Here is a 12,723-nt window from a genome sequence, read left to right on the forward strand (position 1 = left end):
AACAGCCCAACCGGCACCAGCAGAGCCCCTGGCAACGCGGCGAACGCCGCCTGTGGCCAGGACCTGCGGACGGCACCGTGCACCAAGCCGCCGACGATCGACGCGCATGCCCATGGCAGTCATCGGAAGCCGGGCCAGGAACGTCATCAAAGACGTCGTACGCACCCGGGGAAGCGCCAGTGCACGACGGTAGACATGCAGACCCATGGAGTGACCAGTCCTTCTTTCGCCGGGATGAACGGAGGAGATCAGCGGATTCACGGTGATGCCTGGCCAACTGACCTTCCACGGCCGGCCCGAACGCGATCGGACAGCCGGTTTCGGATCGGCGAGTCTCGTCGGCCCAGGTGTTCCAGGGTTCCGTCCGCTCGCCAGCGGGCCAGATCGTCAGTCCGGTACAGACGGGCGTCACGTCCCCCGGACCAGCACATGGTGTCCGCGCTGTCGGCCGCCGTCTGGAACGGACCGGACAGGAAACGCTCCGCGGTCAGCTCGGGCCGGTTCAGATACCCGCGTGCCAGTCCGGGCCCCGCGACGAAGAGCCGCCCGACAGCCCCCACCGGCACCGGTCGTCCCTCGGAGTCCAGTACGAATATCCGGGTGTTGAGGCTCGGCCGACTGGCGAACCCACCACCGTCGTGCCGTACCTCGCCGATCGTCGATGCCGCGGCTTCTGGCGACCCGTACTCGCGAAACAGCTCGGCACCGCATGCGTCGGCCGGCCACGGGTCGGACACCGGGCCCGTGCCTGCGTCGGCAAGGACGATCCGCTTCAGTCCCGGCACCCCACGCAGCTCGCCGTGGCGCAGCAGTGCGGTCGTGCCGCGCAGATGGGTCACACCGTTGGCACTCAGGAAGCCGGGGAGCGCTGAGCTATCCAGCCACGCGCGATCGGGGGCCAAGAGCAGCGTCCGCCCGTGGAGCAGGGCCAGCGGCGCCAGCACGAAGAGGTCATCGACGGCACGGCTGCCGGCTCCGAGCATGACGTCGGTTCCGCCGTCCTGGCAGATCCCATACCCCGCAGCGGCCGCATACGCCTGGCCGACCACCGAGTGGTGTTCCACCATCACACCCAGCGGCTTGCCGTCCTCGCCCAGGAGGTAGGCGACATAGGCCAAGTCGGTGCTCGCGGCGGGCGGTTGCGGGGGTGTCCACGATCCCGCTTCGAGCCGCCGAAGCAACAGCGGAGTGTTCAGGACGACGACAGCCAAGCTGTCCAGCGTTTCGGTGAGCCGCACCAGCCTGGTCTCGCCCTCGCCTTCACAGAGAATGATCCGGGTGTCGCTGTCCCGCACGATGAGCCGCGTGAGTTCGTCGGAATCGGTTGGATCGATCGGCACGCAGACGCCGCCGGCCTTCCAGACGGCCATGGCCGCCGCGACCATCCACGGGCCCCGGCCGACCTCAATGGCGATCAGCTGACCTGCCCGAACGCCGTGGGCCTCGGTCAAGTAGCCGGCGAGCCGGTCGGACTCCTCGTCGAGCTGGCGGTAAGTCAGGCGGTCAGTACCGCAGACGACCGCGAGCTCGGCCGGACGCGCGGCAGCCCGCTCGCGGAACAGGTCCGGGACTGTGCGGTCCTCCGGGAACGCCGTCTCGCTCCCCCGGCCGAACATGCTGAGCGCCTCCCGCTCCACGGGCGTGCCGTTCTCGAGGGCGCAGACGCTGGTGCTGGCCCGGGTCCGATCGCGGAAAGCGGTGGCCATCTGACCAAGGATCGCCCGGTAGGTCGCAACGAAGCTGTCGACGACGGCCCGGTCGAACAGGTTCACGGCGTAGGTGAGGGCTCCGGTGAGCGTGTCCGCGCTGTCGTCAATCACAACGCCCAGGTCCAGCTGGGTGACGGCATCTGATCCGGCGCCGTCCGAGGCGAAGGGGCGAAGTACGCCGTCCTCGGCCTGCGAACTGCCGATGGAATTGACGTCGAACCAGACCTGGAAGAGGGGATGCCTGCTGGTATCCCCTGCCCTGCCCAGTGCGCTGACCAGGCGTTCGAACGGGAGATCCTGGTGCTCTTGCGCCTCACTGATCCGGGCGGCCACCTTCTCGACGAGCCGCTCGATCGAATCGGTGCGGTCAATCTGGAGATCGATCGCCAGGCTGTTCACGAAGCAGCCGATGAGGTGCTGCGTCTGACTGTGTTGCCGATTGAACGCGGATACCCCGACGACCAGCTCATCCTGGCCGGCGAAGACGCGCAGCATCAGGGCGTAGCCCGCCAGTAGCACGCTGAAGAGGCTGAGGTTCATCTCCCTGGCCAGGCCCCGCAACGCCACCGACGTATCCTCATCGAGTACGAAACGGACCGTGGCGCCCCGGTGGTCGAACTTCGCCGGTCGCGGGTGGTCCGTGGCGAGATTCAGCTCGGCCCGGCCGCTCAGCCTGGCCATCCAGTGGTCGAGCAGCTCGGACAGCCGAGGGCCGCTGATGATCTGGCGCTGCCAGGCGGCGTAGTCGCGATACTGGATCGTCAGTTCAGGCAGATCGAGATGCGCCTCGGCGCCGGCCGCAAGCCTCGCGAAATATTCGTAGAACGCGCGCAGGTCGGCGAGCAGCACGCCGGTCGACCAACCGTCGAAGGCGATGTGGTGGAAGACGAACCTCACGAACGCGCGCCTGTCGGCACCCGTCCCCAGGTTGTAGAAGGCGGCCTTGAAGGGCGCCTCGCCCTCCAGGTCGAACCGGTAAGCCACCTGCCGGGTGAACTGTGACGTCAGGTCGGCGATATCCGCGACCTCGATCCGCTCGACGTTCAGGTCCACCGCCGCCACGTCGAGGACCTGCTGATAGGGCTCCCCGTCCTCGTTCTGCCTGATGACCGTCCTGAGTACCTCGTGACGCTCCAGCACGGCGTGAATGCTGCGATCGAGGAGATCGAGGTCGGCCTCGGGCGACAACTCGTAGCAGAGCGGGACATTGTATGCGTTCGTACCCTGCTCGAATTGATCGATGAACCAGAGCCCCTCCTGCGGGTACGACAGGACCTGCTCCGCCTCGTCGCTCGCGTCGAGGCGACCGATGGATGTCGGCTGTGCGTCGACCGCCTCCAGGCTCTTTGCCAGGTCTGCGACGGTCGAGCGCTTGAACAACGATGCGATGCTGACTTCAATGCCGAGGTCCCGGCTGAGCGCGCTGGCCAGTTTGACGGTCAAGACGCTGTTGCCGCCCAGGCCGAAGAAGTCGTCCCTGAGGCTGATCTGGTCCGCGTCCAGGTCGAGGACCTGGGCCATCGCGGACCGCACCCGCGCCTCCAGGACGGTTCTCGGCGCGACGAACTCGCTTGCGCCAGTGAATTCCGGCGCGGGCAGCGCGTTGCGATCCAGCTTGCCGTTGCCGGTGAGGGGCAACCGGTCGAGTGGGACGAGCGCGCTCGGGACCAGGTAGCCCGGCAGCTTCATCCGCAGGTGCTCGATGAGGTTCTCGGGGGTTGCACCGCCGTCACTGACGTAGTACCCGACCAACTCCGTGGGACTGCTCACCATCTGTGCGTCCCCTTGCTGACTGCGTGCCACCACGACGCACTGCCGCACACCGGAGAAGCCAGACATCGCCGCCTCGATCTCGCCCAGTTCGATCCGGTGCCCCCGGATCTTCACCTGCAAGTCATTGCGGCCGAAGTACTCGAGGCTGCCGTCCTGGGTCCACCGGGCCAGGTCGCCGGTCCGGTAGAGACGGGACCTGCCTCCTGGTGCGAACGGACTGGGAATGAAGCGTTCCTGGGTCAGCTCAGATCGGTTCAGATAGCCGCGGGCAAGCCCCGCACCGCCGATGAAGAGTTCACCGACCGCGCCGACCGGCAGCGGCCTCAGGTTCTCGTCCAGCACATACGCCGCCATGTCGGGCAGTACGCGGCCGAGGCCCGCGATGTCACCCTGGTCGTCCTGGCCCAGCAGCTTGCTGGTCACGTGGACCGTGGTCTCGGTGATCCCATACATGTTCACCAGCCGCGGCTGCTGGTCACCGTAGCGGTCGAACCAGCGCCTGAGCAGGGCGACGTTGAGGGCCTCTCCGCCGAAGATCACGTACCGGAGATCCTCTAGCAGCTCACCCGCTGGCTTGCCCACAGCGATGCCGGCGAACTGGTGGAAGGCCGTGGGTGTCTGGTTGAGCACGGTGACCCGCTCCGCGCGACACAGTGCGTAGAACGCGTCGGGATCACGTGTCTGGTCGAAGGTCGGAACCACGAGCCGCCCGCCGTGGACCAACGCACCCCAGATCTCCCAGACCGTGAAGTCGAACACATACGAGTGGAAGAGCGTCCATACGTCGTTCTCGTCGAAACGGAATGAATCTCCAGTCGATTCGAACAGGCGCACCACGTTCGCGTGGGTCTGCAGGACACCCTTGGGCACGCCGGTGGTACCGGAGGTGTAGATCACATACGCGAGGCTGTCGCCAGCGAGTCGGATGCCAGGGTTGTGTACCGGCTCCTGGGCAAGGCGCGCGTGGACCGTCTCCTCATCGACTGCCAGCACAGTCGTCCCCCGCAGCGGCCGCGCGTCCGTATCGGTGTGCAGGCGGTCGAGGATCGAAGCGAAGCGGTCGGCGTAGTGCTGGTGTGTGATGACGATCCGCGCGCCGGTGTCCCGCAGCAGGAACTCGATCCGGTCGTCCGGGACCGACGGATCGACCGGAACGTACGCCCCGCCGGCTTTGAGCGTCCCGAGGATGGAGCCGATCAGGAGATCGCCCCGGTCCAGGCACAGCAGGACCAGTTCCTCTCGCTCCGCCTCGTGCTGTCCGATCAGGTGGTGCGCGAGCGCGTTGGCACGCTCGTTGAGTTCTCGGTACGTGCGCCGAACGCCGTTCCACACCAATGCGATCTCTTGCGGTCGCCGCTGGGCCTGCCGCTCGAACAACTCGTGCAGCAAGGCGTTCGACTCGTAACGCTCTCGGGGCTCGCCCCAGCCGCGAACGATCTCATCGTAGGCAGCGACACTCAGGTAGGAGACATCGGCGATCGTGAGTCCTTCGCGATCCGTGCTCTGTCCGGTCAGAGCGGCGAGCTGACGGAGAATCTGAAGATAGGTCTCGGCAAAGCTGTTGACGGTCGAGGTGTCGAACAGGCTGGTCGCGTAGTTCAGGTTGACACGCAGGGTTTCGCCGGAATCGTCGATCAAAGCGCTGAGGTCGAACCTGGCCGCCGTATAGAGCTCCTCGGTCTCCGGTGCGGTGCGCAGGATCCCAGGCGTGGCGTCGGCCGGGCCTTGCGTTGGCGCGCCGAAACTCTGCACGCCGAAGGTGACCTGGAAGATCGGATGGCGACCGGCGTCGCGCGGGACGTTCAGGGCGTCCACGAGCCGCTCGAACGGAAGCTCCTGGTGCCGCAGCAACTGGACTACCTCGCCGGCAGTCTGGCGGATGTACTCGACGACCGGCATCTTCGGCAGGAGACGCGAGCGCAAGGGCAGGGTGTTGACGAAGAAACCGATGAGCCGTTCCAGTTGCGGCTGATCGCGGTTGGCGGTGGGCGTGCCGACGACGATGTCATCCTGACCGCTATAGCAGCGCAAGGTCAGGTAGTAGCCGCTGAGCAGCACACTGAACAGACTGACCTTCAACTCCTGGGAGAGTCGCCTCAGATTCCGTGAGGTCTCGGCGTCCACCTCGGCTCGCAGGTTGCCTCCGTGGTAGTCCTTGCGTTCCGGACGCGGCCGATCCGTCACCAGATCCAGATCGCTGAAGCCGTCGAGCCGGTCCAGCCAGAACCTCAGGAGGCCGGCCAGTCGATCGCCGGACAGCTGCGCGCGCTGCCATACAGCAAAGTCCCGGTAGCGGACCGCCGGCAGGCGTGGGTCGGCCGGCGAGTCGTCAACCGTTCCGAGTCTGGCGTTGAGCGTGTAGTGATTGGTCAGGTCCTGCAGCAGGACGTCGGTCGACCATCCGTCGAAGGCTATGTGGTGGATAACGAACGCGAGGTAGCGCCGCTGTGAGTCCACAAGCCGGTAGAATCGGATCCGCGCCGGGAACTCCCGCGTCAGGTCGAAGACCCGCGCGAGCTCCCCCTCAATGTCCGCGCACATCGCGGGCCGGTCCGTGACCTCCGTCCGCTCGATCCGCCACGCGTCGGGAGCCAGCGTTTCCGCAACCTGGTACGCAGTTCCGTCAGCGCGCTCCTTGATCAAGGTGCGCAGGACATCGTGGCGGCGAACCACGTCGAGGACGCTCAGGGTGAGGAGGTCAGTGTCGACGTCCGGCCCGATCTCCAGGAGCAGCGGGAGGTTGTACGCGGTCGTGCCGCCCTCAAACTTCTCGATGAACCACAGGCGTTCCTGGGCGAAGGAGAGCGCCTGCTCCTGCGACTGCTGGTCCGGCGCGGCAGTGATCCACGTACCTTCCGGAGCCCCGGTGTCCAGGTTGTCGACGAATTCACGGACCGTCCGGTTCGCCAGCATGTGGGTGACGCTAGTGGTCAGACCCGCCTCTCGGGACAGCAGCGCGATCAGCTTGATGGACAGGATGCTGTTTCCGCCGAGCCGGAAGAAGTCGTCATCGATGCCGACCTCACTCTCTCGGAGGCCGAGCAGGCGCGCGATGGCTTCGCAGATGGTCGCGTCCAACGGGGATCGCGGCGGCACGTGCGGGCGGGCGCGTACAAGGTCGGGGGCCGGCAGCGCCCGACGGTCGAGTTTGCCGTTGATGGTGAGCGGCAGAGCCTCCAGGCGCACGAACGCAGTGGGCACCATGTAGTCGGGGAGCGAGCCGCGCAGCGTGCGGTCGACCTCGTCGAAGTCGGTGTCCTCCTCGCAGACGCAGTACCCGACGAGCGTCGGGCCGTGTCCGCCCTCGGACCTGACGAGGACGACCGCCTGTCGAACCCCGAGACACCCGGCGAGAGCGGCTTCGACCTCGCCGAGCTCGAGTCGATGCCCGCGGACCTTCACTTGGAAGTCGTTGCGGCCCAGGTACTCCAGTTCACCGTCCGACCGCAGCCGCACCAGGTCACCGGTACGGTACAGCAGCGTGCGAGCCTCTCGACCCTCGCGTTGGACCAGGACGTTGGTGAACTTCTCAGCCGTCAGCTCGGCTCTGTGCAGGTAGCCGCGGGCGAGGCCGCCGCCACCGATGAGCAGCTCCCCGGTCGCACCGAGTGGCACCGGCCGCAAGCACTCGTCGAGGATATGGATGTCCTCGTTGCTGAGCGGCGTGCCCAGCCCGACTGCCTGGCCGATCGGCCTCTCGGCGTGCCGGTACAGCCGCGATGTCGACCAGATGGTGGTCTCCGTGGGTCCGTACACGTTGACCAGTTCGAGGTCTCGCGCCAGGACTCGCTCGACCAGCTCGCGGCTGAGGCTCTCGCCACCGACGAGCAGCAGCGTCCCACTGAGTCCGGTCAGCCGATCGAGCATCAGTTCGCAGACGGTGGGCGTCATCTGAAGGAAATCGAGACTGGTGCAGTCCAGGGCGTCGGGCAGTCCGACGGCCAGCTCCACCGAGCCACCTGTGATCAGCGGGAGGCCGTACTCCAAGCCGAAGATGTCGAAAACGTGGTTGGTGACGCTGTAGGTGCTGACCGTGGCCCGGTCCGCGAAGTATCGCGTCCCCACCGCATCAAGAGTCAGGCAGAACGAGCTGTGCTCGATCATCACCCCCTTGGGCAGTCCAGTCGTGCCGGAGGTATAGAGCACGTACATCAGGCACGAACCGTCGGCCGACGTCGTTGGATCGGTGTCGCAGGCGACCGAGAGTTGCTCGACGACCTCGGCAGCGTCCACCGCCACGATCCGCGGGCGACCGGTACGGCTCGCGACGGTGATCAGGCGCGCGCGGTGCTCGCTCGTCGTGAGCAGCACGGGCGATGCCGTTTCGGTCAGGATGTGCGCGATCCGGTCGTCTGGGTAGCGCGAGTCCAGCGGCACGTACGCGGCCCCAGCCTTCAGCACCGCCAGCATGGAGACGATCAGCTCCAGACCGCGGTCAAAACACAACACCACCAACTGCTCGCGCTGTACCCGGTGTTCGGTAAGGAGCACCGCCGCCAGTCGATTGGCCCGCTCGTTCAGCGCACGGTACGTCAGGCGCTTCCCCTGAAACACCACCGCGACCGCATCAGGTGTCCGCCGGGCCTGCTCCTCGAACCGTCGGTGGAATGTCTGGCCAGCGACCAGATCGGCGGCTGTCGGATTCAGCTGAGCTTCGGCGGCCGCACGCTGCTCGCGATTCATGAGCTGCAGTTCGTGCCACGGCCGCTGAACCTTCGCCAGCACCTCGTCGAGCAGGTACTCGTGCGTCCACAGCATGGCCTCGACATAGCTGGCGTCGAAGAGATCGTGGGAGTAGTTCAGGCGGAAGTCGATGCGGGTCGGCGTCTCGGAGATGACCGCGGCAAGTGGGTAGTCGAGCTTCTCGTACTCCCCTGCCGGCGTGCTCTTCAACTCGGCCTGCCAGCCGTTCTGATCGAGCTTGGGCCAGTTCTCGTAAATGAAGAGCGAGTCGAACAGGCGGGTTCCGCCCTCGGCCAGAGCCGACAGGTTCACGCTACTGCGCGCGTTGAACTCGTTGATCTGCCGCTGAACCGCACGAATGCCGTCGATGACGGCCTCGTCGGGGTCCTGGCGCTGCACGATAAGCGGGACGGTGTTGATGAAGAGGCCGACGGCGCTCTCGATGTCGTTGACCGGCAGGCCGCGGCCCGACAGCACTACCCCTGAAATGGTCGGGCCGCCGTCGCCGTACAGAGCCAGCACCTTGTGCCAGATGTAGAGGAACAACGCGTTGGTGGTGAACCCGCACTCCCGCACGACACTTCTCAGCAGCTCGCGCCGCTCTCCGAGGACCGAGAACCGGATCTCCCGCATGTCCCGCAAGTGGCGCACTTCGTTGAGCTGCACGCCGCGCGCGCGAGCCGCTACATTGAGCAGATTCTGCAGGCCGCTCCGCTCCGCTGAGCTGGCAAGATAGTTCCGCCAGAACTCCAGATTGTCCTGCCGGTGTTCCTGCAGATACCGCTGACCGGCCGCATAGCCGAAGTCAGGCACCGAGTCCACGTGCTCACCACTGACGAGCCTCAGATAGGTGTCATGGACATAGTTCAGCAGGATCGTGTTGCTCCAGCCGTCCAAGATCGAGTGGTGATGGCTGAAGAGACAGGTGTACCGATCCGGCGCCCACCGGACCAGGTGGACGCGGAACAGCGAGCCCTGGCCGAGGTCGTACGACTCCGCACGGTCGGCCTTCTGGATCCGGCGCAGCGAGTCGACCTGCTGGTGTGCTGGCTCATGGCTCAGATCGACGAACCGCCAGTCGACCGCCCCCTTGGTGTCGATGATCTGGACCAGGTCTTCCTGCCATCCGAACCTCAACCGGAGGCTGGCAAACCGACGTTGTGCGTCTCGCCATGCCTCATACAGCGAGCTCGGGTCGATTTCCGTCGCATAGTTCCAGACCATCTGGACGATATAGGCGTCGTCAAACTGCCCCTGGGTGACCGCATGGAAGATGAAACCTTCTTGCAGACTGTTGGCGAGATGGACACTCTCGACCTCACCCCCCGCCTGGATCTCGTCGAGGTAATCCGGCGAGACCACGTAGTCCACGTCGGCGGACGTGAGATAGCCGCAGTCCAGGTCGGACAGCTCGTCCACGAGCTCCGTCAGAATTTGGCTGTACCGGCCTGCCAGCAGATCGGCAGTGTCCTGAGGCAGTTTGCTGACAAAGGTGAAGCTGAGCCGGCCGTCAAGGACCTGCCCGTTGATGGTCATGATGTTGTTGTCACGGTTGTCCGGATGCACGGCGACACCGGCGCTCTCCCGGGTGATCCGCCACCTGCCGTCGGCGGACTCCCCATCGTCCGCGCCAAACTGGCCGAGGTAGTTGAAGTTGATCCGCGGCAACTGGTCGTTGTCGTATCCGAACAGGGCTCCGTACCCGATGCCCTTGGCGGGGACAGCCCGGAGTGTCTCCTTGATTCCACGAAGACTGGCCTGGCGGTCGGCCTGCGCCAGCAGCCGCACCGGGAACATCGTGGTGAACCAGCCGACCGTGCGGGCGACATCGAGGCGGGGATCGATGTCCTCCCGGCCATGTCCTTCGAGGATGACGTAATTCTCCGGGCGACCGGTGAGTTCGGCCAGCGCGTGGGCGAACGCCGTCAGCAGAATGTCGTTGATCTGCGTGTGATAGGCGCGGTTGCTCTCCCGCAGCAGTCGGCTCGTGACCTCCCGCCCGAGTTCGATCGCTGACGTCGTCCGGGTGTCCTCACTCTCGACGAGCCGAAGGAGCTCCGTCTCGCCGGTCCTGGCGAACCCGTCCCGCACACCAAGCCAGTACGCGCGTTCCTCGGCGTGGTCGGCCGGGTACTCACACACGGCCCGCGTCCACTGACGGTAGGTGCTGCCCACGGCCGGCAGGTCCGCGCCCCGATAGAGGTCTTCCAGGTCCTCAGCCAGTATCCGCCAGCTGATGGCGTCGATAGCAAGGTGGTGGCAGGCGATGAGGATCCGGGCGCTCCCGTCCGGGAACCCGTGGACATAACCTATTCGGTAGATCGGACCTTTGCTCAGCTCGAAGTCCGACTGCCATTCCGTCAGCTGCGTGTCCAGGCTGTCGGTGTCCCGAACCGAGGCTACGGCCAGGTCGGTCGGCTCGAACTCGTCGCTGTAGTGCTGGACGGCTTGCCCGCTCTCGTCCCGGCGATATCGTAGCCGGAAGGATCCATGGAGCTCTCCCAGCTCCCCTACGCATCCGCGGAGCCGCTCAATGTCCAGCTCGGGTGTCCTGATCACGAATGCCTGGTTCCAGTGATCTGGCCTGGTGAAGTCGTTCTCGAAGAACCACCGCTGTATTGGCAGCAAAGAGAGCTCGCCTGTGGGGACTTCTGGCTCGACCCGGACTTGGGCGGTGTCGAGCTGGTTCTCGGCCGTCACGGTCTCGAGGAAATCGCAGAGCTTCTCGATGGTCTTGCGCGTGAGGATCTCCACGACCGGGATGTTCACGCCCAACTTGCGACGCAGTCTGCTGAGCAGCTGGATGGCGACGATGCTGTCACCACCGAGATGAAAGAAGTCGTCCGTCACACCGAAGACCTGATCGCCGTTGTCGAGCAGCTCGGCCCACACCTCGTGCACTGAGCGTTCGAGGGCGGTTCGGGGTGCTACGTAGTTGCCGGCCGGAGTCGGTGCGGGCTTCGGCAGCGCCTCCCGGTCGATCTTGCCGTTCGAGGTCAGCGGCATTGCGTCGATGAACAGGTAGTCCTGCGGAATCATGTACTCGGGCAGGAGCCGCGCAAGGTGCTCGTCGAGTTCCGCAGCGGAGCTGCCGAACTCGCCGGGCACGACGTAGCCCAGCAGACGGGTGACGGGCTTGCCCGGTCCGTCGGCCAACCCTGTCACCAGCGCCTGCTCGATGTCGCCGTGCTTCTCGATGGCTGCGGCGACTTCGTCAAGTTCGATCCGGTAGCCACGGATCTTGACTTGGGAGTCGCGGCGTCCGATGTATTCGAGGTTGCCGTCGGGCAGCCATCGGACGAGGTCTCCAGTCCGGTAGAGCCGCTCGTCCCGCTCGGACGTCTGCTCCCCTGACAGGCCGAGCCGGATGTTGTCGACGAATCGCTCGGCCGTCAGATCCGGGCGGTTCAGATATCCTCGCGCCAAACAGTCGCCGCCGATGAGGAGTTCGCCGATCTCGCCGACCGGGAGCCGGCGCCCCTCCGCGTCGAGGACCAGCCCGCGGTAGTTGGCGTACAGCCGGCCGATGTTCAGGTCCCCGGAGGACAGCGGGAACACCTGGCTCACGCAGGCGCCCACCGTGGCTTCGGTCGGCCCGTACTCGTCGTATACCGCCAGCTGTTGGTCAGCCCGGGTCCGGATTCTGCGCAGGATGTTCTTGCTGAGCTTCTCTCCGCCCAGGACGACCGTCGCGACACTCGTCTCGTGCAGCGCTTCGGCGATCAGACCGAAGTAGCCAGGCGTCAGCTTGATGAACGTCACCGCGTTGTCCACCAGAAACCGATGGTAGGCGTCGAGATCCTGCACCGGTCCTTGATAGACGGCCACGCGGCCGCCCAGCGCCAGACAGGCCAGCGTCGTCGTCACCGTGAGGTCAAAGCTCAGATTGGTCGAATAACCGCAGGTGTCCGCCGGCCCCAGTCCCAGGCGACCGCGCACGTTGCTTATGTAGTTCATGACGGTGCGGTGCTCGATCATCACCCCCTTCGGGCGGCCCGTGGTACCGGAGGTATAGATGATGTAGGCGAGGCTGCTCGGCTCGACGGCCTGCGGGCGGTGAGGGGCGCTACGGCGCGACAACTGTTCCGCAACCGCTTCGCCGTCCACGCTCAGGACGGTCACGCCTGCGGCGACGATGCCGTCAAGGCGTCCGCAGTGTGCCTCGTCAGTCAGGACGACCTTGGCGTCCGCGTCCTCGATCGCGAACCGGAGACGATCGTCCGGATCATTGGGATCGAGCGGAACGTACGCGCCGCCCGACTTGAGGACCGCCAACATGCTGATCACCACGTACTCGCTGCGGTCCTGTACGAGCACGACCGGCGTGTCGGGATCGATCCGTTCTGTCTCGCTCAGCAGTAGCGCGAGTTGATTGACCCGGTCATCAAGCTGATGATACGTCAGCTCAACTTCCCCGCTGGTGATCGCGATCGCATCGGGCTGCTCAAGAACCCGTTCCTCGAAGAGCTGAGGGATCGTCAGCGCGAGGGAGCGCTCGGTCTCCGAGCGGCTCCCGGCTTCGGAGTCTGAGTGGTCTGCGGCGGAAAAGATCACGGGA

At 65.7% G+C, this 12,723-nt stretch carries 1 protein-coding gene; it reads right to left on the bottom strand.

The features are described 5' to 3' along the window. Positions 1-257 precede the first annotated feature (257 nt). On the bottom strand, positions 258-12,719 hold the full coding sequence (locus ACZ7IB_RS39780; protein ID WP_470919479.1) for a non-ribosomal peptide synthetase: 12,462 nt from the start codon (positions 12,717-12,719) through the stop codon (positions 258-260). Positions 12,720-12,723 lie beyond the last annotated feature (4 nt).

The organism is Streptomyces sp. NPDC037301, from assembly GCF_055602785.1.